Source organism: Aliivibrio fischeri (assembly GCF_009727955.1).
Lineage (GTDB): Bacteria > Pseudomonadota > Gammaproteobacteria > Enterobacterales > Vibrionaceae > Aliivibrio > Aliivibrio fischeri_A.
The window spans coordinates 456524-481589 of sequence record NZ_WOBR01000004.1 but is presented as its reverse complement, the minus strand read 5'-3'; the positions used below and the strand labels follow the sequence as shown (position 1 = coordinate 481589).

Sequence of the window (25066 nt, the reverse complement as noted above, 5' to 3'; positions counted from 1 at the left end):
CTACATGGTATTCCTCCATTATCAAATAACACTATTATCACTCTAAGATAATTTTCGAGCTCAGTTCTTGCTCTTCACTTACCACACTTTGCACTGATGGATTACTAGGGTAACTATCACCATCAAAGCGCATTAATACACTTCCCTTTCCTTTTGACCATACGATTATATCGTTCCATCCACCCGTTTTTGTTTCAGCAATACGTATTGGTAAACCCGTTACTGTACTTTTAGATATGAATGTAAAATCCGAACCTGTGTTTTGAAATATTAATACGGTACATCCACCAGAGCCACACCAATTCATTCCTTTCAACATTACAATTGCATCATCAAATCCATCTGAATTTAAATCAACATAACCAACATCAAAATTGGGTTTATTTTCTTGAGATATTAATGACACTGCTTGATTAATATCTGGAATCTCATGGACTTCTTCATTACAACCAAATAAAAATAATGAAAATAGAATCCACCAATATTTCATCTCAATCCTCTCTTATAAAATTAAAACAACCTTATTAAAACAAAAACACTCGACAAATTTTAACTGTCGAGTGTTTTTTAGATTATTCATATAACAGTATAGAGTTACCAATTATCTTTGTATTTCTTTTTGTTCTTTTTGCCAGTGCCCTCAGGCTTAGCGACAGGCTTAATTGAAGCTAAAAGTGCTTCAGTGATCTCTTCATTGACTTCAAACCCTTCAACTTGCTCTCGCTCAAGACGGATCTTGTTTTTCTTCTCAATGATTTTAAAGTGATGATAATCTTCGTAATCAATCAAAGATAATGCTAGACCAACTTCACCTGCACGGCCACTTCGACCAATACGGTGCATATAATCTGCTGGGCTTCTTGGTAGATCAAAGTTAATCACAACAGGCAGTTTTTCAATATCCAAACCACGAGCTGCAATATCTGTTGCGATCAAAACATCAATCTCACCCGCTTTAAATGCTTCAAGAACACGAGTACGAGCACCTTGACCTTTATCACCATGAAACACTTCCGCAGCAATGCCACGTTTGGCAAGCTTATCAGCTAAATGGTTACACGCATTTTTAGCATTCACAAAAATAAGCGCTTGTCGCCATTGGTTCTCTTGAATCAAATGAGCAAGAACCGATGTTTTCTCACCTTTATTAACGGTAAATACACGTTGAACTAAGGTGCTTGCATCTGCGCTTTGTAATTGAATTTCTACGGGGTTATTCAATAACGCTTGAGTTAATGTTTGAACTTCTTCAGGAAACGTTGCTGAAAACAGTAATGTTTGTTTTTGCTTTGGCACTAATGCTAATAATTCAGCCAACTCTTCAGTAAAACCTAAACTCAGCATTCTATCTGCTTCATCAAGCACTAGCGTTTTTACTTTATCTAGCTTAACTGCGTTACTTGAAATTAAATCTAATAAACGCCCTGGAGTAGCAACTAAAATATCTGCACCACCACGTAGTGCAAGCATTTGAGTATTTACAGACACACCACCAAAGACAGAAACGGTTTTGATTGCACCATTAAAATGTACAGCGTAAGACTTAATGCTATCCGCAACTTGTTTCGCTAACTCACGAGTAGGTACTAATACTAAACCAGTAACAAAGTTTCCTTTGCTCACTTGCGCTTTACTCGATTGAAGCTCCGCAATCTGTTGCAATAAAGGCAAAGCAAACGTTGCAGTTTTACCAGAACCTGTATTTGCTCCTGCAATCAAATCACGTCCAGCAAGCACGCTTGGGATAGCTTGTGCTTGAATTGGTGTTGGCTGTTGATATTCCAACTCAGTTAAACGAGCTAAAAGAGGCGAAATAAGGCCAAGTTCTGTAAAATTGGCAGGTGCTGTCGTAGTGGTCATGTATATAAAGAACTCAAAGCTAAAAAATAGCCGATCATTTTAGCCTATTTCGATGCGATTAAGTGAATTAATTACGTAATAAATTCGGTAGCCATTAAAAACAATTGATCTTTCACGACTGCGATATGAATCATTCCTTCTATTGTTTTTCAATAAACCATGTACCTCGGCACGGTGCGTTTGTTACTTTCCATTCACCTTCAATACGATTATTTTTAGCTAAGCCAGTGAAGCGATAACCCCACTTTTGACTATCAGCATACAAGGCTAGCTCCCCGTGATCAGATATCCATCCTTTTAGTGTCGTATTGTTGTACACCAGTCTTAACGACACCTTTCCTTCTTGAATGGCACCGACAACGCTTGTTTGACGACAAATACTATCACCACTAATATCAATACGTTTTCCACTCCAATCACCATCAAAATCATTTGATATATTAAATGAAGGATTATCAGGTAATGGCGTATTTAATGGCACTCTTTCCTTATTGTTCATATTACTCGTAATAAAAACAAATAAACCAACCGCAATAATACCCAATAATCCTTTTTTCATCTTATATCCTTATAATACATTCAAATAACAAACTACTCTGTTGCTTTATTATCACGTAAAGTGGCTTTTACAGGTTCAATAACAATAGTATTTATATCGATATCAGCGACATTATTTTCGATATAATTAAGATCTCGTTCATTTTTATCATGTACCGTAATAGTAATGTCTCCATTACCACCACAGCGGTCACCATAAATTTCGCCGATGTACTTTATTTCTTTTGGTTTTAATGTAAATGATTCGGTGATCATCGGCTCATCATAACTAAAAAATGGATTCGTATTCGATAACCAGAAATCATAAGTACCCGGTTCAAGAACGGTGGAATAAACTAAGGCATATTCTGATTCAAAAAAACTATCAATGTATCCATTATTTAACTGATAAACACCGATACTATCTGCGAAAACAGCCGGATCTTCTGCTGTTTTTATAACAACTTGAACGGTATTAATCTTACAAGCTTCATATGCACCAGCTGAAAAAATTAATACGGATTGATTCTCTTCTAGGTTATTTACATCAACGTCATAAACCGTTGGCAACGTGGTCGCGCAACCAGTCAATACACTTAATGCTGTACCAATAAACAAAGCTTTAGTTTTCATTTTGCATCCTTGTATAAACAATATATCCATTAACGAACACTAAGTTTATATAGGTCTTTTTTCTTCATCATTACTGTTTTTATTTCAAACAATAAATATGCCAAGTCACTCTAATAACTTGGCATTGAATATAAAAAAATGAGAGTCACTCGATATATCAGTTAAATTCACCACAGTTATTTATTTAATCTATAAATACATTAATTCTTTATAGAAACTCCGCAATTAGTTACAAAAAAACCTCAAATAAAAACATTAACACATCCATCACCAGACAAATTACATTTCCTTACAATCGTCACAAAATATTCAATGCTTTTTTATATATTTCTGCCGATATAGTGAGCGAATAGTTTTTTTCGATAAAACGATATGAAATAACAATAATTCAACTCAATAAAAAAAATCATTAAATTACATTAAGGATGAAGCAAATTGATCAAAAAATTAGGATTTAAAAACGCTCTATTAGCAACCACTGGTTTGCTTATGGTGAGCGCTCTAGCTGCACTTTCAGGGATCAGTTATAACTTATTCAACAACAGTTCTGCACAAAGTGTACGCAATCAATTGGAAGAAATGGCAAATTATGAGGCGGATAACATCTCTGACTGGCTTCAGATAAAAGCCAAGATGATTGATGCACAAAGCAAAGAATACGATCGTCAGACACTGGTGGATCATGTTGCTTTTGCGCATTACACAAAAAATCTAACAGGATTTAGTGAAATTTTCGTTGGCACAAAATCAGGGACAAGCTACTCAACCATGGGGGACACTGGCGTTTGGCAAAATGGCGTTGTCACTGCTGACAAGTTTGACACTCGTACCCGTACTTGGTACCAAACTGGCATGCAAAAAAATACGGTACGATACATACCACCAGAACCTGATGCCACAACGGGAGAGCTGGTTATCACTATTGCAAAACAATTTTCTGATGGTGTGATCGGTGGTGATATCTCTATGAATTATCTTGTGGAACGCTTAAGCCGAATTGCACAGCGTGAAGGACTGCTAGCCGTTTTATACGATCCAAATGCTGATGCATTAGTGTCAACCACCCCAAACGTTAAATACGGCGATAGAATTGCTGAAACAAATCCACTAAAAGATCGTATGTTAATCAACTATATCGATTATGAAGAGTACACAGGACTAGATGGTGTAGAACGCATTGGTATCACTCGTGAAATTGAGCTTTTCGACGACACTAAATGGTATATATTTATTGGGTTAGATCGAGATGTTGCTTACAGCAATGTTGATAAAACGGCTGAGTCAATGATATTCACTGTCATCATCGCTATCATCATTAGTTGCGTTATTTTTCTACTTGCAATTAACTTCTTGTACAAACCAATTTTACAGCTTAAAGAGGTGATCAGCGATCTTGCTTCAGGTAATGGCGATCTAACTCGACGTTTGCCTGTAGAAAACAAAGACGACTTGGGAGAAATTGCTGAAGGTGTAAACACATTTATTGAAAATCTACAGGGCATGATGCTTGACGTGGAGCAAGCAACTCAGAATATTTCCACCAGCATTGATAAATTGAAACATCAAACGGATCACAGTAAAAATACGTTAATTGCGCACTCTGCAGAAACAGAGCAAGTGGTAACTGCGATTGAAGAGATGAACGCTACCGCCGCCGATATGGCAAAACTGACGGCGGATGCTGCTTCTCATGCAAGCAAAACCAATGAACAAGTTGAGCAATCCAGTATTGCGATGGTTTCGACAAGCAATACAGTATCGCAAATGGGACAAGATACGAATTCAACAGCTATTAATCTTGGTCAAATCAACAGTAACATGCAGGAAATTACCAATATTTTAAAAGTCATTGGGGATATAGCTGACCAAACTAATTTACTAGCACTTAATGCCGCTATTGAGGCTGCGCGAGCCGGCGAGCAGGGCCGAGGTTTTGCTGTCGTTGCCGATGAGGTAAGAACTCTAGCGTCACGTACACAAATGAGCACAGAAGAGATTGAGCAAACAGTAAGTCGACTAAATCAAGGTATGACAACCGCCATTAGCGCGATGTCGAATACACAAACATCATGCGACCGAACAACCGAGCAAACTACACTTGTTGCTAATAATCTTGACGAAATTGGTAATATGGTAAGACTAATCAATGACTTGAACACTCAAGTAGCAACAGCAACTCAAGAACAAAGTGCTGTCACTATTGAAGTTGCTAAAAATATGTCCTCAATCAGAGAAATCGTTGAGCAACTTGCTCAAAACAGCAATGAAAGTGAGGCTGAGGCTTACTCCTTATCATCTGCAAACCAACAACTAACCGCCCTATTAAGTCAGTTCAAACTCAAATAATACTTCTCAACCAGATAGCTTTATCTATAAAAGCTATCTGGTTTATTTCTCCTTGACTCCCAAATCACCGTCATACCTATTATCCATTAATATTAATCACATTCATTTAAGCTCATTCCATGAAACTTTGCGCTAGATCTCTTATTTAGTTTTTCATCAATTAGATTCCTGCGTTTGATCACACTTAGTTACATTCCTAGATGCAATGTGTCACTTCTTGCTCTAAATTCACCATCGAAACGTTTACGCAAACGTTTCGATGAGCACAAAACAAACAATAAACGCTCATTGCATTTTTAACTTAAGGTATCCTCATGAAAAAAAATACGCTGCTAAATTCTGAATTGTCATACGTTATCGCAACACTTGGTCATACTGATGAAATCACCATTTGTGATGCTGGCCTTCCTATTCCTGACGCTTCACAACGTATTGACCTTGCCCTAATTCAAGGAATACCAACCTTTATTGACACGGTAAAAGCAACACTTGCTGAAATGCAAATTGAAGGTGTTATTGTTGCCGAAGAATTCAAAACCGTTAGCCCAAAAATGCACGATGAGCTAATGACACTCATTGCAGCCGAAGAAGCGCAATGTGGTAAATCAATCACTGTTTCTTACATTCCTCATGAAGAATTCAAAATCCATACTCGTGAGAGTAAAGCGATCGTTCGAACTGGTGAATGTACCCCTTATGCCAATGTAATTTTTCAATCTGGCGTTGTTTTTTAAGTAGGATACGTTATGACTCAAGCTATCTTAGAATTAAACGGCATTGAGAAAGCCTTCCCCGGAGTGAAAGCTCTGGATGGTGCTTGTCTTAATGTCTATCCCGGCAAAGTCATGGCCCTGATGGGTGAAAATGGCGCGGGTAAATCAACCTTAATGAAGTCACTAACGGGCATCTACGCAATGGATGCTGGCGAAATCCGTTACGAAGGCAAAGCAGTTAACTTTAATGGTCCTAAACACTCTCAAGAATCAGGTATCAGCATTATTCACCAAGAGTTGAATCTTATTCCTGAATTAACCATTGCAGAAAACATCTTCTTAGGCCGTGAAAAAACCAATGCGTTTGGCGGGATCAAATGGTCTGAAATGTACAAAGATGCCGATGCCCTACTCAAACGTTTGAATGTAAAACACCACTCTCGCCAACTATTAGGCGAACTGAGTTTAGGTGAACAGCAAATGGTTGAGATAGCCAAGGCTCTGTCATTCAAATCCAAAGTTATCATCATGGATGAACCGACAGATGCGTTAACGGATACCGAAACCGAATCGCTATTTAAGGTAATTAACGAACTACGTGATGAAGGTTGTGGCATTGTTTATATCTCACACCGTCTAAAAGAGATCTTCGAGATCTGTGATGACATCACAGTACTGCGTGATGGTAAATTCATTGGCGAACGTGTTGTTGCGGATATTGATGAAGACACATTAATTGAAATGATGGTAGGCCGTCGTCTTGATGAACAATACCCTCGTATTGATGTTCAACATGGTGAAAAATCCCTAGAGCTGTTCGATGTATCAGGTCCTGGTGTTCATAATGTTAGCTTTTCATTAGACCGTGGGGAAATCCTTGGGATCTCCGGTTTAATGGGCGCAGGCCGTACTGAATTGATGAAAATCATCTACGGTGCACTACCAATGACTTGTGGTGCTATCAAGCTAAACAACAAAATGATTAATCCTATTTCACCACGTGATGGGTTAGCAAACGGCATTGCCTACATCTCAGAAGACCGTAAAGGTGATGGTCTGGTTCTTGGATTATCAGTTAAAGAGAACATGTCTATTTGTTCTTTAGATCAACTATCGAAAGGCATTCAATTAGATCATTATGCGGAAGTCACCGCGGTTGAAGACTTTATCCGTTTATTCAACATTAAGACCCCTACTCGTGATCAAATCATTGGTAATTTATCTGGTGGTAATCAACAAAAGGTGGCCATAGCTAAAGGATTAATGACTCGTCCAAAAGTATTGATTTTAGATGAACCAACACGTGGCGTTGATGTTGGTGCGAAAAAAGAGATCTACCAATTAATTAACCAATTTAAAGCGGAAGGCATGAGCATCATTTTAGTCTCATCTGAAATGCCTGAAGTTCTAGGAATGAGTGACCGAATCTTAGTTATGCATGAAGGCCGTATTAGTGGCGAATTCATGGCAAAAGATGCCGATCAAGAAAAATTATTGGCTTGTGCAGTAGGTAAAACTGTTGAGCAAAATGTAGAGGTAACAGCATGAGCACCAAATCAATGACTTCAACTGAAACGCAACAAAAGAAAGGCGGCATTTTTTCTAAAGAATGGCTGATTGAACAGAAATCATTAATCGCGCTATTGCTTTTGATTGTCGTGGTTTCCTTTTTAAACGACAACTTTTTTACTGTCGACAACATCCTAAACATCCTACGTCAAACCTCAGTTAACGCGATTATTGCGGTAGGTATGACACTGGTTATTCTAACAGCAGGTATCGACTTAAGTGTCGGTTCTGTATTAGCCCTTTGTGGTGCCTTTGCTGCAACCATGATTGGCCTTGAAATTCCGGTAATGATTGCGGTTCCAACGGCACTACTTGCTGGTGCAGCTCTAGGTGCAATCAGCGGTATTATTATCGCAAAAGGTAAAGTTCAAGCATTCATTGCAACGCTAGTAACCATGACGTTATTACGTGGTGTGACAATGGTTTACACAGAAGGTCGCCCTATCTCTACAGGCTTCACTGATGTAGCTGATAGCTTTGCATGGTTTGGTACAGGTTACGCGCTTGGCATCCCAGTTCCAATCTGGTTAATGGTTATCGTGTTTGCATCTGTATGGTACTTACTAAACCACACACGCTTTGGTCGCTATGTTTATGCACTCGGTGGCAATGAATCAGCAACTCGCTTATCTGGTATCAATGTGGATCGCGTTAAGATCGGTGTTTACGCTATCTGTGGTCTACTTGCTGCACTGGCTGGTTTAATTGTAACCTCTCGTCTTTCTTCTGCTCAACCAACAGCTGGTATGGGCTACGAGCTAGACGCTATCGCAGCGGTTGTACTTGGTGGTACAAGCCTAGCAGGTGGTAAAGGTCGCATTATGGGTACATTAATTGGTGCTCTGATCATCGGCTTCTTAAACAACGCACTGAACTTATTAGATGTTTCTTCTTACTACCAAATGATTGCCAAGGCGGTGGTTATTCTACTGGCAGTATTAGTGGACAACAAAAACAAGTAACACCTCTTTATACAATAACTTATACGAATACCCCTATAAATTCGTTTGCTGTAAAACAAAATAGGCACAACCAGACGTACCATGTTTGACTTGTGCCGCCCTACACCTTATAAGGAATATAGAATGAAAAAGTTAGCAACCCTAATCTCTGCAGCCCTACTTTCTACCTCTTTCGCATCAACAGCGGCAGCTCAAGATACGATGGCGATGGTCGTTTCAACATTGAATAACCCATTTTTTGTGACCATGAAAGAAGGCGCTGAAGCAAAAGCAAAAGACCTAGGCTACAAACTGATTGTTCTTGATTCTCAAAACGATCCAAGTAAAGAGCTTTCAAACATTGAAGATCTTACGGTTCGTGGCGTAAAAGCAATTCTTATCAACCCAACCGATTCAGATGCTGTTTCAAATGCGATTCGTATGGCTAACCGCTCAGGTATTCCTGTATTAACTCTTGACCGTGGTGCGAGCCGTGGTGAAGTAGTTAGCCACATTGCATCAGATAACGTTGCTGGTGGTGAAATGGCGGGTAAATTCATCATGGAAAAAGTGGGCGAAAAAGCACGCGTTATCCAACTTGAAGGTATCGCTGGTACCTCTGCTGCACGTGAGCGTGGTGAAGGCTTCATGAAAACAGTTGATAATGGTGATCTAACTCTACTTGGTAGCCAACCTGCTGATTTTGACCGTACTAAAGGTCTTAACGTAATGGAAAACATGATTGCAGCAAACCCTGATGTTCAAGCGGTATTTGCTCAAAATGATGAAATGGCGTTAGGTGCTCTACGTGCAGTCCAAGCATCAGGTAAAGACGTATTAATCGTTGGTTTTGATGGTACTGAAGATGGTATCGCAGCGGTTAATCGTGGCCTACTTGGCGCAACTATCGCACAACAACCAGACCTAATTGGTGCTCTTGGTGTAGAAACAGCGGTTAAAGTTCTTAAAGGCGAAAAGGTTGAGAAATTCATTCCTGTTGACCTAAAAGTTATTACAAAATAATCAGCTTATAAAATAATAAAAGCGGAGCATTGATACGCTCACAACAACCAGTATCAGTGCTCCCTCTTTTCAAATATAGAAACACATAAAACCTATCGTTAAATGAACGAGTTAATCAATAAATTGATCGCCCATTTACCCATAAGTTTTAAGACTATATTCCGGTCACAGATAAGAAACAAGGCACATTATGAATAAATTAGTTGTTTTAGGTAGCGTAAACGCAGACCACGTTCTTCAAGTTGCATCATTCCCTCGCCCAGGTGAGACGTTACACGGTCACAGCTATTCCGTTATTCCTGGTGGCAAAGGCGCAAACCAAGCGGTTGCGGCAGCACGTTTAGGCGCTGATATCGCATTTATCGCAAGTGTCGGTGATGACAGTTTTGGTCATCAAATGATTGAAGCCTTTAAATTCGATGGCATTAATACCGAAGCGGTGATGATCGAAGAAAACACACCAACTGGCATTGCCATGATCCAAGTGGCAGCAACCGGCGAAAACAGCATTTGTATTTCTGCTGAAGCGAATGCGCGTTTAACCGCAGATCGTATCGCACCTCATCATAGATTAATCGAAGCCGCTGATACCCTATTAATGCAGCTTGAAACGCCTATTGAAACCATAGAAAAAGCAGCACAAGTGGCCAAAGCGGCAGGCACTAAAGTGGTATTAAACCCAGCGCCTGCACATCAATTAAGTGATGACTTATTACAACTTGTTGATATTATTACACCAAACGAAACAGAAGCTGAGCTATTAACCGGCATTCAAGTCACGGATATGGCAAGTGCTCAACAAGCAGCAGATGCACTTCATGCAAAAGGCATTGATACCGTGATGATCACCCTTGGCAGTAAAGGCGTTTGGATTAGTCAAAATGGTTCTGGTCGCCAAGTTGAAGGTTTTAAAGTACAAGCCACAGATACGACGGGCGCAGGAGATACTTTTAACGGTGCTTTCCTAACAGGATTACAGTCTGGCCGTAAATTGGATGATGCCATTAAGTTTGCTCACGCTGCCGCAGCAATATCAGTAACTCGAATGGGTGCTCAAACCTCTATCCCTTCTATTACAGAAGTAGAGCGTTTTCTCTTAGAGCATTGATAATTAAATATCGTTGTCTGTATTTGTATTTAATGTAGGCAACGATATAAACAAGGATTGAATTTATGGCAACAATCAAAGATGTAGCCAAACATGCAAGTGTCTCAACCTCAACAGTAAGTCATGTTTTAAATAAAACTCGATTTGTTAGTGAAGACATTTCAGAACGTGTCATGGCCGCTGTAGCAGAACTCAATTATGCGCCTTCTGCCCTCGCCCGCAGTTTAAAAGTCAATCATACAAAAACCTTTGGCATGTTGGTGACAACCTCAACGAATCCATTTTTTGGTGAAGTGGTAAAAGGAGTAGAACGTCGCTGCTATGAAAAAGGTTATAACCTCATTTTATGTAATACCGAAGGCGATGCAGAGCGTGTTCATTCAAGTTTAGACACTTTGCTTCAGAAGCGTGTCGATGGCTTATTACTAATGTGTACCGAAATCGAAAACCAAGTGCTTGAACTCTTCTCTCGTTATCAACCAGTTCCTACCGTTGTAATGGATTGGGGATTAATTGATTTTCCAAGTGACAAAATTCAAGATAACTCCCATCACGGTGGCTATCTAGCAACAAAGCATTTAATTGAACAAGGTCATACCGAAATTGGTTGTCTAACTGGCCCTCTCAACAAACTGCAAGCGCAACAGCGTTTAAGTGGTTTTGTGCAAGCAATGGAAGAATCAGGATTAGAAATCAATAAAAAATGGATTGCATCGGGCAATTTTGAATGTGAAGGTGGTGAAGCCGCTTTCAACGAAATTCACGCTAAAGGTAAACTACCAACGGCATTATTTGTTTGTAATGACATGATGGCAATGGGAATGATCAATTGCGCAAGCAAAAAAGGCATTTCAGTTCCTAATGATATTTCAATTGTTGGTTACGATGACATTAAAATGGCTAAATACATCACGCCATCACTTACTACCATTCATCAACCAAAACACCGATTAGGCCAACAAGCGGTCGATTCACTGCTAGAAAAAATAGCAACAAAATCAGAAACGAATCGAGTCTTTCAACTAGAGCCTACACTCATGGTTCGAGACAGCGTAAAAACGTTATCAAATTAGAACCACCACTGAATAAAAAATAAAGCAGAACAATAGAGCCTCTCATCATATTCCTTTCTAATGGAAGATAATAAGAGGCTCTTTCTATTCTAATAATTATTTCTCACTGCAACGTATCGTGCAAACCTTGGGATTCCGTTATCTGTATAACCGTTATAACGATAAGTCACTGTAGAACCCAGTTTAGGTGGGTTTTCTCTCACTTCCACACTCAAACCGCTGCCAACTTTAAATTCTATTCCATTTGGCATACGTAAAATCATCGCACCCACCATACCGCGAAACTTACCTTTTCCATCGGTATAGCCGATCACAATGGCTTCATTGTCTTGGTGTTTTTTTACTTTAATTAAATCGTCACTTCGTCCAGGTCTATAAACTTCACTGACCTTTCTTAACATCACCCCTTCACCATTACGTGCAGAGATATCATCTAATGCTTCTAATAGAGAGTCTTCATTGCTAATGGGATAATGCTCAACCAATTTTAAATTTGGATGGTCGATCTTTTTAACTATGGTTGATAACTCATAATATCGTTTGGGAAACATACCGGCAGAGCTAGGTAAATCGAATGCCATGAAACGAATTTTTTTCCATAGTTCATCATCAGGTTGGCTATCTAACACTGTTTTTGCTACTTGCTGAAATCCACCTCTTCCAGCCCATAACTCTCCATCAATCTTATGATCGGGTAATGGGTCAGTAAACCAATCTGGTGCATATATCGTGTGGCCTGTTCGTGTTATTAACTTTTCCCCTGTCCATAATGCTCGAATACCATCTAACTTCTCACTTGCCCAATACCCTTCAATATCCATTCCTTTTTCGTATTGAGTAGCAAGAACCACATCTATTGATGCCGTATTTGGTTCATCATGTGAATATGTGGGGAGTGGGGTTAACCCAAGCGCAACCAAGGCTGCAAGTAGCTTTATTTTCATCATCCTGACCTATTATCACTATTCCTTTAATTCATGATTACATAAGCTAGTGAACAACTAACGAAAAAATTGAACAAACATCACTCTATTTCGATCCATCTCCAGAAACAATGAAATGCGAGAACTATCACTTTCACTGTTTAAATATCCACTATTACCATAATTGTTATTTCATTGAGCTCTGCCAGATTTGCGACTCATCAAAAAGATCAATGTCTCAGCTTTAATGCAAAAGTAATGTCTGTGACACATCAATATGAGATGTTTATTTATAGATAATTCTAATATCTATAAATAATTCATATAACTCAACTATGGAAAGTAGTGAAATGAAAACAACACAAATCAAAACCTCGCTTGCTATGGCAATTGGCTTAGCGCTATCTGGCAACGCTTCTGCTGACATCATCATCTCTCAATACGTGGAAGGCGGAAGTTACAACAAATCATTGGAGATCAGTAACACCTCTGATAACTCAGTATCCCTTTCAGGTTATGTACTTAAATCTAAATACAACGGTCTCAATGACTGGAAAAACGATTTAGATTTATCGTCTATTACTCTTGATGCCAAAAGTGTTTATGTCATCTCTAATGGCCGAGCATCCGACTCAATCAAAGCGGTTACCGACAGCATTGAAAGCATTGTAAATCACAACGGTGATGAGACTTACATGCTATTTAAAGATGGTGTAGAGCATGATCGCATAGGCATTGATGGCGATGTTGATTGGGGGAAAGATAAGAGTTTTGTTCGTGCTGATTTAACACCAAGTACAACATTTGACGCCAATATGTGGATTGAAAAGCCAAAAGACGACATTGACGGATTAGGTGTATATCAAGAAGGCGTCACACCACCTCCGGCATTTGCGTGTCAAACAGAATCAGGCGCAACACCTGTATTTACAGAGATAAACCAGATTCAAGGAACCGGAGATAAATCGCCTCTTATCTCTAATGGCTTTATTTCAGATGACGAATATTTTGTTCAAGGTGTTGTTACCGCTCGTGGCGAAAGCTTACTAAAAGGATTTTACTTACAAGGTCTCAACGATGATTTTGATCCTAACAGCTCAGAAGGCATATTTGTTAGCACAGGAAGTGCACCATCATTAGAAATTCAACCCGGTACATTAGTGTGTGTGAAAGCCAAAGTTCAAGAATATTATGGCCAAACGCAATTAAAACCTGATACCAATAACTTCTTAGTTCAAGGTCACCAAGCCCCTGTAGCCGTTACCGAGCTAACCATTCATGAAAACGAAACGCTTGCACAAGCCCTTGAGCGCCATGAAGGGATGCAGGTTAAACTCACTTCGCACTCAGATTTACGCATTACGCGTAATTTCAGCTTTGACTACGCAAGTAAACGCAACAACATGGTACTTTCTCATGGTGAACCACTATTCAAACCTACACAGCTCTTTGCTGCAGAAAGTCCAGAAGCCATTCAACTTGCTGAAGATAATACAAAACGCCAAATCACCATAGAGTCTGATAATAAAGCACCCAATGGAGAAGTACCTTACTTTCCTGATTTTGCAACCGATGCCGATCAAGATGGTAGCGCAGATTCATACCTACGCCTTGGTGCTCGAGTCGAAGGCTTAGAAGGTGTTATCACCTACTCTTACGGCCAATACCGCCTTGTTACCACCAATACTATTTCACAAGAAAACATCATCACTCAAGCTTTCGATGAAGATGGTAATACCCTATTTAATGTAGAGCGTACTGACGAACCAAGTGTTGACGATGCTGATCTCACCATTACTAGTTTTAACGTATTAAATTACTTCACATCGGTTGCAGCTGGTGGTGATGCCAACCCAACAGGTCAAAACCGTGGTGCAACAAGTGCTGATGACTTTGCGATTCAACAGGCTAAAATCCTATCTGCATTAGTGGCTATTGATGCTGACATTATTGGTTTAATGGAAGTTGAAAATAACGGTTTTGGCGAAAACAGTGCCATTAACGATCTAACCACCGCATTAAACGCCCAGTTTGAAGACGAAGAAGATCACTACAAATACGTAGAGATCAAAAACAAAGACAAATACCAAGGGGAATACCTAGGCTCTGATGCCATTATGGTTGCCCTTCTTTACCGCCCTAGTGAAGTAAAACTAAAAGGCAAAGCTCGCGTTATCAAAACACCAGAGCAACACATTGCAGAAAATACCATTACTCGTGACAATAACGGGACCATTGAATTTAACCCAGCTTATGACAAATACCAACGTCATAGCCTAGTTCAAAAATTCATGGTTAAAGACGCTAAAGAACCATTAACCGTTGTTGTTAACCACTTAAAATCAAAAGGCTCTGAATGTATTGAGCAATGGCAAAACTTTGAAGAAGATAAAGACCCATCAGATCTACAAGGTAATTGTAACCGCTTTAGAGTATCAGCAGCAAAAGCCATTGGTGATGAACTAGAAACCGTAAAAGGCGATGTATTAATTCTAGGCGATATGAATGCTTACGGCATGGAAGATCCACTATTAACCCTTACGGATTACAGCCAAGAGAAATATAACCGTGACATCTTTACCGCTTCTTACACTACCCTAGGCACAGATAAAGATGGTAAACCACTGCCTTATGAAACAACAGGCAGCCAGATCACTCAAGGTTACGGTTACATTAATTTAAATACTTTACTGCATGGAACGGATACTTTCTCATACACCTACTCAGGTGAATTAGGAAATCTTGACCACGCTTTAGCGAATAAGTCACTGGCAAAACGTGTTGCAGAAATCGAAGATTGGCACATTAACGCCGCTGAAAGTAACTTATTTGAATACAGTCCAAAATACACAGGTGATATGGTGAAATACAATGATATGTATTCAGCATCTGATCATGACCCAATTGTGATCACACTTGATTATGAGAAAGGCGCATCATTTAACTTCTTTGCGTTAGCTTCATTATTAGGCTTTGGCTTCTTACGCAGAAAACTACGTAAGTAACGGTTAATAAGAGAGTGTTAAATAAAAATGGCGGAGTATCTACACTCCACCATTCTTTTATTTTGAAGCCACAGGAACTTCCAGTTCTTCGTCGGTTTCTGCTCCACTTTGCATGATAACTGCATCGTTATTACAAAACGGCGTCATGGTGACACTAATGTCTGCTAATGCATCTTCTGTGCATACAGTTTCACAATGCTCTCTCACCATACTGATCACGTGCATTCTTAACACAATTAAGCTGATAATACCGAACACCACATTACCAACGGCTTGACCATATAACACACCCAAACCGCCATACCACTGCGCACCGAAGTACACAAAAGGCAAAGTACCAATGGTTGCTTTACTTAAATTAAGTGCCGTTGAATATAAAGGTTTACCCAAATTATTAAATGACGTATTTGCCACAAACATTGCGCCATTAAAGATAAAGGTAATAGCCACAAAACTACAGAATGTTATCATAATCAGCGACGCATCACCAACCAAGTTAAAGGCTTTAACAATGTAATCTTGCAATAAAAACAGAATCAGTGACACCGCAATACAATAAATCGCAGTAAAAAACAGCGAATTACGCAGCGTGTCTTTTACCCTATCAATGCGTTGTGCACCAAAGTTCTGCCCTATGATTGGACCAACGGCCCCAGACAACGCAAAAATAACCGCAAACGTAACAGGAATTAATCGTCCAATTACCGCAAAACCTGCGACAAAGTCTTCACCAAACGGCGCAAGGGTCGATGTCACAATCGCATTACCAATTGGTGTTGCCGTGTTAGTAATAATAGCCGGAGCAGCAATAGTAATAATCGCAGGTGTATGATTTTTTATGATCGACCATTCAGGCCATTTCACTAAATTGTGCGTTTTAACTAATGGATATAAAGAGAAAACTAAAACCGTAATTCGAGAGATTACCGATGCAATCGCCGCCCCTTCAACATTGAGTCCAAACCCAAAAATGAAAATTGGGTCTAAAATGGCATTCACAATACCACCGTATAATGTGGCTAACATTGAACGTTTAGCATCACCTACAGCACGAAGACCTGCACCCGCAGCCATAGCAATGGCGATAATTGGAGTACTTGGTAATAAAATCGAAAGATACGCTTGAGCACGCTCAGCAACAAACCCTTTTGCTCCTATCATTGACAGCAATTCAGGAATAAAGCAGAACATGACAATCGTTACAACGGTATTAACAATAAAGGCGATCGCCAGTGTACTACTCGCTAATTGTTGTGCTTTTTCGTTCTCTTTTGCCCCTAGCGCTTTAGATACCAAAGCCCCCATAGCAATAGAAGAACCGATAGAAACTGAGGTTGAAAAGAAAATTATCGTTCCAGCAAAACCAATGGCAGCGGCTAACTCAACTTGTCCTAATAAACTGATAAAAAACATATCTAATAAGTCAACGACAAACAGTGCCATTAAACCAATAGAAGATGCTCCCGACATTACTAAAATATGTCTCATGGTCGATCCATGAACAAATTTAGCCGTTTGATTACTCACATATCTCTCCTACCATTATCTTTCTACTCTTTACCATTTTAGATAAAAATAGCGTAATGGTGTTGAATACTAAAAATTAAATCGTTATTTCCTAAAAATAAAAAAAACCACAAACTAATTGTGGTTTTCTTAAAACAGTGGAAGTAATAACGATTACATGCCTATGCTTTCACTAATGCTATCAATTTCTTTGATATCCATCTGTAGCAATTGTAATTCATCGTTATATTGAGTGATGAGTTTTTTCGCCGCTTCTTGACGTTGGCATACGTCAGACTTCACATCCCAACTCTTACCCTCAAGGTACACTTCACACTCTTTCGCAAGACGTTTTTCATTTGATGTGGTTACTTCAAGTTTAACTTCAAGTGCACTTGCTTCTTCTTTCAATTGAAGTTGACGTTGGAACAACTGCTTTGCACGCGTCAGCATCGTCACTTGTAAATCAACTTGGTTAGTTAATTTATCAATTTGCTTATTTTGCTCTTCAACTTGCATTTCTAGTGAGGCTTTTTGAGACTTCAATGCACTCACTTCTTTTGTTAATGTCGCATGTTTTTTTGATTCTTCAACAATCGCTTGTGCTTTCTCTTCATCAAGCGTTTGTTTTTGTGCTTCTAATGCTTGCTGTTTTTCTTTTTCAACCAGCACATCAACCTCAGCACTCTTCTCTTTTGCTTGAGTTAACTGTGATTGATATTGCTTAGTTTGAGTTTCTAATTGAGTGTAGGCTTCTGTCCATTTATTTTCTGAAATACTAGAGCCAATTAAACCACCAGCAACCGCACCGATAATCAAAGTTACCCCTGCTACCCAATGGCTCGCTTTTGATTTCTCTTCAATAATAATGACATCTTCATCGTGCTCATCAGATGTTCTTGTTTGATTTTCTACACTCACGTGATAACCCCAAGCAAATAGATTTTATTGAGTATAGTGTTATTACCTATACTCTTTGTTAAAAATAAGACAACTTATCGAATTAGCTCTGAAATCATGACATATGCCACATAAATGACAAGTCCTGCAACAGAGGTATAAATAACCGATTTTTGAACCTTCTCATTTGATCTGAACTTAAACAGTACAGCAGCAAATACGAATAATAAAATGATGACCGCAATTCTTAGCATAGTACACCTCACTTTTCTTATACTTTAGCACATTTTTGCTTTCTAAATACTTGAGTTTTAGTCGTTATTTTGAACAAAGAAATCGGTTTCTTATAATATTTTTGAATTTTTGAAATAAAATGCATGACAACAAAATGTGACTTAGCTAACATAGCGTCTTGCTGTTATACAGCACACAATTTGTTGATCCGATGAAGACTGCAGGAGAGTGGCAAAAACCGTCAAGGTTATCGCCCGCCGAAGAAGTAAATCTTTCAGGTGCCGAGTTCATTTTTTAAATGAATAAGGTGAGGACTGTAGTTGGAGGAATCTCTGGAGAGAGCCGTTAAATCGGCCGCCGAAGGAGCAAGCCCTTATCTGAAAAATGATAAAGGTGAAACTCTCAGGCAAAAGGACAGAGGAGAAAGTGATCCGATTAATCTCGGCTCTATACTATTTGTCGATCTTTTGACTTTGGTACACCACTCTCTCTTCTCCTTTCTATATGTTTTATTAAGGGGAAACCATGAACACTTTTCACAACACGCTTGTTACTATTGATAACTTCATTTGGGGCCCACCTCTTTTGATTTTATTGGTTGGTACGGGTATCTACTTTACGTTTCGTTTACGTATTTTCCAACTTCGCCACTTACCAACTGCACTTAAAATGGTTTTTTCACGAGAAGAAAACCAAAGTACAGGTAAAGGTGATGTTTCAAGCTTTGCAGCGTTATGTACGGCCCTATCAGCAACCATTGGTACAGGTAACATCGTAGGTGTAGCAACAGCCATCAAACTGGGTGGTCCTGGTGCTCTTTTCTGGATGTGGCTTGCAGCTGTATTTGGAATGGCAACAAAATATGCCGAATGTCTACTTGCGGTTAAATACCGTAAAACAGACAGCAAAGGCGAAATGGTTGGCGGCCCAATGTATTACCTTGAATACGGTATGGGTAATAAATGGTTGGCAAAACTGTTCGCCCTATTCGCTTTAGGTGTTGCTTGCTTTGGTATTGGTACATTCCCGCAAATTAACGCTATTGTTGACTCAGCACAGCTAACAATGAATGCACCTGCATGGTTAACAGGCGGTATCCTTACGGTTCTTGTTGCGGTTGTAACTCTTGGTGGTATTCAATCTATCGCTAAAGTCGCAGAAAAAGTCGTTCCAACAATGGCTGTGGTTTACGTTGTATCGTGTGCTTCAGTTTTAATTATGCAAGCCGAAGCTTTACCTGCTGCTTTTCAATTAGTCATTACGTCTGCGTTTACAGGTACTGCTGCAACCGGTGGTTTTGTTGGTGCATCAATCATGTTAGCTATCCAATCGGGTGTGGCTCGTGGTGTATTCTCAAACGAATCAGGTCTTGGTAGCGCACCAATGGCAGCGGCAGCCGCTAAAACCGACTCTTGTGTAAAACAAGGCCTTGTATCAATGACAGGTACCTTCTTTGATACCGTGATCATTTGTACCATGACAGGGTTAACGCTAGTCGTTACTGGTGTGTGGCAAGGTGATGCGGCAGGCGCATTAATGACAACTCAAGCATTTGCTATTGGCCTAGGCTCTGAACAAATTGGTCCTTATCTTGTTTCTATCGGTTTAATGTTCTTCGCCTTCACCACTATTTTAGGCTGGAACTACTACGGTGAACGTTGCGTGACTTACTTATTTGGTCGTAAAGGTGTTTTACCATACAAAATAATCTTTATTAGCTTAGTGGCTTCTGGTGCTTACATGCATTTAGACACTATTTGGGTTATTGCTGATATTGTTAACGGCTTAATGGCTATTCCGAACTTGATTGGTTTAATCGCCCTTCGTCATATTATTATTGAAGAAACTCACCTATTCTTTAGTAAACAAAAAGAGACTGAAAACGAACAAGTTTTTAATAGAATATAGCGTTCCAATGAATTGTCTCTGTTAATTTTCAGAGACAATTTGAAACATTTATGTAAACCAATTCTCACAAATATATTATTTATTCTGCTATTATTACCTTATACATTAAGTGAGGTGATATATGGACATATTAACTCTTATATTTGGCTCAGTGATTTTAGTTTTAGTCATTGGTTTTTTAATCTCCTTTTGTAAGGGACTTATTAACGAGTACAAAGAGCTACATAAATGATAAACCCAATATAAAAGCAGCTTTCTCGGCTGCTTTTTCATTTTTGTGACTACCAGTTAAAAAGTTATCCTGCCACTCTTGATAAAATTTCACTACAATAGGCCTAGCTTAATTCACAGTTATCGAGGCTCTATGCGACATTTTATTTGGATCTTACTCTTCTTTAGTTCACTTTCCTTTGCTAGCGAAGCACAAGACTTAAGTCATTTAGAGAAAATTAATGCTGAAATTGCACGACTAAAAACAGAGTCAAACTCATTTAGCGGCAGTGAATTGGCTATTATTCGAGTTCAACAAGTCGAAAAAAATAATGAACTGCGATCTGTTTTATCAAAACTAATCCAAAATCACGATAAAACCACTACTGCCCTTTTAATCTCAGAGGTGAATAATCAAATCGGTTATGCCGAGCGATCTTTTGCCTATTTAGATAAAGAATTAAAAACAAAACAAACTCAACTTGATAAAGCTGATATTGAAAATAAGCTTGCGCTTCAAAACACATTAAAAGAAACCCGAGACTATTATTACCTATCCCTTAGCGACCAACTTGAAAATTATCAATGGCTTGCAGATCTTGGTGAATCTAACGAAGCTCAGATCGATGCGTTCAAATTACTCATTGATCAAAAAATCAAATTTCTTTCTGCTTCATTAAGCTTTGATGCTAGCCGTGAACAACGTTTATCCGACCAACTTCAACACTCTTCAGAATCAGAAAAATCATCATTAACCCTAGATCACCTGTTCTTTGAGCGTAAAGTATTTAACTCCACATCAGGGTTAGAAAAATTGATCAGTATTGCCGATCAGTTGGACATTAATACCACCGATTATAAGCGTCAGCTATTTTCGACAACAGGTAATTTAACTGAAGATATTCTTAAATTCCCTGTTATTGCCGCGATCTTAAGTAATTGGATATCTTCAGGCAGTAACTGGTTACTTAAACACGCTCCTGATCAGCTATTAAAGTTCTTAGTCTTCATTCTGATCTTATTTGCTACCCGCTTAATTGCCCGTTTAACAAGCCGTGTGGTACTAAAAGCGGTTGTTCAGCCTCATTTACGCATGAGTAAATTGATGCAAGATTTCTTTGTATCCATGTCGAGCAAGCTCATTTACTTTATTGGTATCCTAATCGCCTTTTCAAAAATCGGATTAGATCTGGCACCTGTATTAACAGGTTTCGGTGTTGCCGGTATTATTATTGGTTTCGCATTACAAGATACCTTATCTAACTTTGCATCGGGCATGATGCTACTTATCTATCGTCCATTCGATGTCGGTGATTTAGTAGAAGCAGGTAGCGTATCAGGCAAAGTAAGCCACATGAGCCTAGTAAACACCACCATCAAAACCTTTGATAACCAAATTATTATTCTACCTAACAGTATGATTTGGGGGGATGTGATCAAAAACGTCACCCATGAAAGAGTGCGACGTGTCGACATGGTATTTGGGATAGGATACGAAGACAGCATAGAGCACGCCGAGAAAATCTTAGCTGAGATTGTAGACGCACACCCTGCAGCATTGAAAAAACCAGAACCAAACATCAGAGTACACACACTAGGAGCCTCTTCAGTTGATTTCATTGTTCGTCCTTGGGTAAAAACCGATGACTACTGGGATGTGTATTGGGACATTACTCGTGAAGTAAAACTGCGTTTTGATAAAGAAGGCATTTCGATTCCATTCGCACAGCAAGATGTGCACGTACACTTTGCTAAAAAAGATAAAAAACCAAAGAAGCCAAATCCAATCACCGAGAAGATTGGTAACGTGATTGACTCAGTGAGATCAAAAGACAGCTAAACAAAAAGTGCCATGCGTATTCAATAATAGGCATGGCACGCTTTCATTCATCTTTTATATCAAGCTAGGCACTTTAAAAACAAACTATTTAGAAACAAGTAAGTTCACACCAAGCATCACAAGTACCGTCCCTGTCACCCTTTCAATTCTATTTTTAACCACAGAGCTAGACATCAACTGCTTGGCTTTTTCCACCAACAAAGCAACGCCACCCTGCCATATCATCGCAATGACAAAATGAATGCTCGCCATCAATGATGATTGAGCAAATGCACTGTACTCAGGGTTAATAAATTGCGGTAATAACGCCAAATAAAATACTGCGGTTTTTGGATTTAAGATATTAGATAAAAACCCTTCTTTAAACGACACTTTTAATGACGGCGCTTCAAGGCTTTTATTGCTGCTCATGTCTATGGATTGTGAGTGACTAAAAGTACTTCTTATGGATTGCACACCAAGCCAGATAAGATAAATCGCACCAATGGTTTTCACCACGGTAAACAACTCAGCCGAACTCACCAATACCATAGACAAACCAACCGCTGACATGGTTGCATGGACAAACAGTCCACAACAAATACCAAGACTGCAAGTTATGCCATCTTTCCAACCACCACGTGTTGTATTACGAATCACTAACGCCGTATCCAAACCAGGTGTCATTGTTAACAGCAATATGGCAATAAAAAATGCCCAAAAATCCATTATCATAAAATATCCATTTTTTTACTTTTATCTCGTTTTATAACAAACCGTTTAAGAAAGCTATTCATTTTATAACTAGAGCATTAACTCCATTAATTATCGCACTTTTCATAGATTCATCATATTTATATAAAATAGTCCATATATAGATCATTTTGACCTTTATCGGAAAGTTATTTGTTCGATATACGGTTAAAGTACACGCATTCATATCACGGGGTAAACAGCAATGAATCATGTAAAATTTGAATATCAAATCATGGGGATTGGAAGATGGATTTCGGCAACCGTCTCTTTGGATATTGCAACCAAATTAGCAGAAGAATATACATCTTACGGTTGGCCCGTAAAAATTAGCTAATACATTTTCTCATCCTTTTCGAATTAGCTTCTCTCTCATTTGGCCTCGAACTCTCGGGGTCATTTTTTGATATTTTAAAAATCACTGAATAACTCACTTCCCCATCTTAAGAAAATCGCGATATCATGAGCCTTAACTAAAAAACCTTACAAGGAACTAGCCTCATGAGTCATTATCAGAAACTTGTTGCTCACAGTTTAAAAATATCTCGTTTTGAACACTTATCTGCAATTTGCGGTTGGGATCAAGCCGCTGTAATGCCATCAGGCGGTAACGATGCTCGTTCAGAAGCCATGGCCGAGCTTTCTGTACATCTTCATAAACTGGGTACAGAGCCACAACTGGCGGAATGGTTTGATAAAGCAGAATCAGAATCTCTGTCTGATAACGAACGTGCAAGCCTGCGTGAAATGAAATCAAAATGGCAACAAACCACAGCTCTACCTGAAACGCTAGTAGAAGCACAATCGTTAGCAGGCTCTAAATGTGAACACGCTTGGCGCTCACAACGCAGTGAAAACGACTGGGACGGCTTTAGTAAAAACTTTGCAGAAGTCGTTGCTCTATCTCAAGAAGAAGCGCAAATCCGAGCGGAGATCACAGGCCTAACCCCTTATGATGCTATGCTTGATTTATACGAGCCGGGAACCACCACAGCAAAACTGGATGTGGTATTTAACGACGTAAAATCATGGCTACCAACGCTCATCCAAAACATCCAAGAGAAACAAGCAACCGAGTCCATCTATTTACCACAAGGTCATTACCCAACCGAACAACAACGCCAGTTGAGTTTGGATGTAATGAAGTTTTTAAACTTTGATTTTAACCATGGTCGTCTTGATGTCAGCATGCACCCTTTCTGTGGCGGCGTACCAACTGATGTTCGTATTACCACACGTTACGATGAAAACGATTTTGTGCAATCTTTGATGGGGACTGTTCACGAGACAGGACACGCTCGTTACGAACAAGGTTTACCAAAAGAATTTGCAGGCCTTGCTGTTGGTGAAGCACGCTCAATGGGAATTCACGAATCTCAAAGCCTGTTTTTTGAGATGCAATTAGGCCGCAGTGCTGAGTTTATTTCTCAGCTATCACCATTAGTACAAAAGAACTTTGTGAATGCGGATCAAAAAATCTTTGAAACCGATAACCTGCAAAAAATCTACACTCGTGTAAAACCTGATTTTATCCGTGTTGATGCCGATGAAGCGACATACCCTGCCCACGTTATTTTACGTTATGAAATCGAACGTGATTTAATGAATGGTAACATCAACTATAAAGATATCCCTGAACTGTGGGATGCAAAAATGCAGCAATACCTAGGTTTAACCACCAAAGGCAATTACAAAAACGGTTGTATGCAAGACATTCACTGGACAGACGGCAGCTTTGGTTACTTCCCAAGCTACACATTAGGTGCCATGTACGCAGCACAATTTATGGCAGCAATGAAACAAACCGTAGATGTAGAGAAAGCCACACTAAGCGGTGATTTAAGCCCTATTTTCACTTGGTTATCAGATAATATCTGGAGCAAGGCATCACTATTCTCAACAGATGATTTAGTGAAGCAAGCAACAGGTGATGTGCTAAATGCGAGTTTCTTTAAAGCGCACTTAGAGAAGCGTTATTTGGGGTAAAAGCTAGACGTTAATTAGC

The 25066-nt window shown here is 39.2% G+C and carries 21 protein-coding genes and 1 riboswitch; of the genes, 12 read left to right on the top strand and 9 right to left on the bottom strand.

Annotated features, from left to right (window positions below; genetic code table 11):
* Positions 1 to 37: 37 nt before the first annotated feature.
* The 4 genes from GNP81_RS05565 to GNP81_RS05550 form a co-directional block, all read right to left on the bottom strand.
* Positions 38 to 490: a hypothetical protein gene (locus GNP81_RS05565; RefSeq protein ID WP_155674494.1), complete on the bottom strand. Its 453-nt coding sequence runs from the start codon at positions 488 to 490 to the stop codon at positions 38 to 40.
* 104 nt (positions 491 to 594) lie between these two features.
* Positions 595 to 1860, bottom strand: coding sequence for a DEAD/DEAH box helicase (locus GNP81_RS05560; protein ID WP_155674495.1), 1266 nt, complete (start codon positions 1858 to 1860; stop codon positions 595 to 597).
* A 139-nt stretch (positions 1861 to 1999) separates the two neighbouring features.
* Entirely contained in the window at positions 2000 to 2419 is a 420-nt protein-coding gene (locus tag GNP81_RS05555; RefSeq protein WP_155666385.1) for a hypothetical protein, read from the bottom strand.
* Positions 2420 to 2451: 32 nt separating this feature from the next.
* On the bottom strand, positions 2452 to 3030 hold the full coding sequence (locus tag GNP81_RS05550) for a hypothetical protein (protein WP_155674496.1): 579 nt from the start codon (positions 3028 to 3030) through the stop codon (positions 2452 to 2454).
* 435 nt (positions 3031 to 3465) lie between these two features.
* Between GNP81_RS05550 and GNP81_RS05545 the strand changes: the two genes are divergently transcribed.
* The 7 genes from GNP81_RS05545 (at position 3466) to GNP81_RS05515 (ending at position 11803) form a co-directional block, all read left to right on the top strand.
* A complete protein-coding gene (locus GNP81_RS05545; RefSeq protein ID WP_155674497.1) occupies positions 3466 to 5376 on the top strand; it encodes a methyl-accepting chemotaxis protein in 1911 nt (636 codons plus the stop codon).
* A gap of 314 nt (positions 5377 to 5690) precedes the next feature.
* Entirely contained in the window at positions 5691 to 6110 is a 420-nt protein-coding gene (gene rbsD / locus GNP81_RS05540) for a D-ribose pyranase (protein WP_155674498.1), read from the top strand.
* Between the two features lie 12 nt (positions 6111 to 6122).
* Positions 6123 to 7637 (top strand): ribose ABC transporter ATP-binding protein RbsA, encoded by a 1515-nt coding sequence (gene rbsA / locus GNP81_RS05535; RefSeq protein ID WP_005419500.1) that lies wholly within the window; start codon positions 6123 to 6125, stop codon positions 7635 to 7637.
* Positions 7634 to 8620, top strand: coding sequence for a ribose ABC transporter permease (gene rbsC, locus GNP81_RS05530; protein WP_005419501.1), 987 nt, complete (start codon positions 7634 to 7636; stop codon positions 8618 to 8620). Before rbsA ends, rbsC begins: the two co-directional genes overlap by 4 nt.
* Before the next feature lie 123 nt (positions 8621 to 8743).
* The gene (gene rbsB, locus GNP81_RS05525; RefSeq protein WP_012533978.1) at positions 8744 to 9622 is read left to right on the top strand and encodes a ribose ABC transporter substrate-binding protein RbsB; all 879 of its coding nucleotides are present in this window, start codon (positions 8744 to 8746) and stop codon (positions 9620 to 9622) included.
* Between the two features lie 190 nt (positions 9623 to 9812).
* Complete coding sequence (gene rbsK / locus GNP81_RS05520) at positions 9813 to 10730, top strand: ribokinase (protein WP_155674499.1); 918 nt, start codon at positions 9813 to 9815, stop codon at positions 10728 to 10730.
* Positions 10731 to 10795: 65 nt separating this feature from the next.
* Complete coding sequence (locus GNP81_RS05515; RefSeq protein WP_012533351.1) at positions 10796 to 11803, top strand: substrate-binding domain-containing protein; 1008 nt, start codon at positions 10796 to 10798, stop codon at positions 11801 to 11803.
* Between the two features lie 89 nt (positions 11804 to 11892).
* On the opposite strand, the gene GNP81_RS05510 is transcribed toward GNP81_RS05515, so the two are convergent.
* Positions 11893 to 12750, bottom strand: coding sequence for a DNA ligase (locus GNP81_RS05510; protein WP_155672243.1), 858 nt, complete (start codon positions 12748 to 12750; stop codon positions 11893 to 11895).
* Between the two features lie 326 nt (positions 12751 to 13076).
* Here GNP81_RS05510 and GNP81_RS05505 point away from each other — a divergent pair, with 326 nt between their 5' ends.
* A complete protein-coding gene (locus tag GNP81_RS05505; RefSeq protein ID WP_196587423.1) occupies positions 13077 to 15731 on the top strand; it encodes an ExeM/NucH family extracellular endonuclease in 2655 nt (884 codons plus the stop codon).
* Between the two features lie 57 nt (positions 15732 to 15788).
* Here GNP81_RS05505 and GNP81_RS05500 read toward each other — a convergent pair whose 3' ends face one another.
* From GNP81_RS05500 to GNP81_RS05490, 3 genes are all read right to left on the bottom strand, one after another.
* Positions 15789 to 17258 (bottom strand): MATE family efflux transporter, encoded by a 1470-nt coding sequence (locus tag GNP81_RS05500; protein ID WP_336495414.1) that lies wholly within the window; start codon positions 17256 to 17258, stop codon positions 15789 to 15791.
* 153 nt (positions 17259 to 17411) lie between these two features.
* Positions 17412 to 18158, bottom strand: a complete 747-nt coding sequence (locus GNP81_RS05495) for a hypothetical protein (protein ID WP_236798279.1) — start codon at positions 18156 to 18158, stop codon at positions 17412 to 17414.
* 74 nt (positions 18159 to 18232) lie between these two features.
* Complete coding sequence (locus tag GNP81_RS05490) at positions 18233 to 18391, bottom strand: hypothetical protein (protein ID WP_005419519.1); 159 nt, start codon at positions 18389 to 18391, stop codon at positions 18233 to 18235.
* A gap of 302 nt (positions 18392 to 18693) precedes the next feature.
* Positions 18694 to 18799, top strand: a riboswitch (glycine riboswitch).
* 97 nt (positions 18800 to 18896) lie between these two features.
* Between GNP81_RS05490 and GNP81_RS05485 the strand changes: the two genes are divergently transcribed.
* Positions 18897 to 20279 carry an alanine/glycine:cation symporter family protein gene (locus GNP81_RS05485; RefSeq protein ID WP_065595943.1) on the top strand — a complete coding sequence of 461 codons (1383 nt, stop codon included), beginning with the start codon at positions 18897 to 18899 and terminating at the stop codon, positions 20277 to 20279.
* Positions 20280 to 20643: 364 nt separating this feature from the next.
* Entirely contained in the window at positions 20644 to 22329 is a 1686-nt protein-coding gene (locus GNP81_RS05475) for a mechanosensitive ion channel family protein (RefSeq protein WP_155674501.1), read from the top strand.
* A gap of 84 nt (positions 22330 to 22413) precedes the next feature.
* On the opposite strand, the gene GNP81_RS05470 is transcribed toward GNP81_RS05475, so the two are convergent.
* Entirely contained in the window at positions 22414 to 23043 is a 630-nt protein-coding gene (locus tag GNP81_RS05470) for a LysE family translocator (protein WP_155674502.1), read from the bottom strand.
* 223 nt (positions 23044 to 23266) lie between these two features.
* Here GNP81_RS05470 and GNP81_RS19450 point away from each other — a divergent pair, with 223 nt between their 5' ends.
* Both GNP81_RS19450 and GNP81_RS05460 read left to right on the top strand, forming a co-directional pair.
* A complete protein-coding gene (locus tag GNP81_RS19450) occupies positions 23267 to 23398 on the top strand; it encodes a hypothetical protein (protein ID WP_005419525.1) in 132 nt (43 codons plus the stop codon).
* Between the two features lie 164 nt (positions 23399 to 23562).
* The gene (locus tag GNP81_RS05460; protein WP_155674503.1) at positions 23563 to 25047 is read left to right on the top strand and encodes a carboxypeptidase M32; all 1485 of its coding nucleotides are present in this window, start codon (positions 23563 to 23565) and stop codon (positions 25045 to 25047) included.
* The last annotated feature ends 19 nt before the right edge of the window (positions 25048 to 25066 follow it).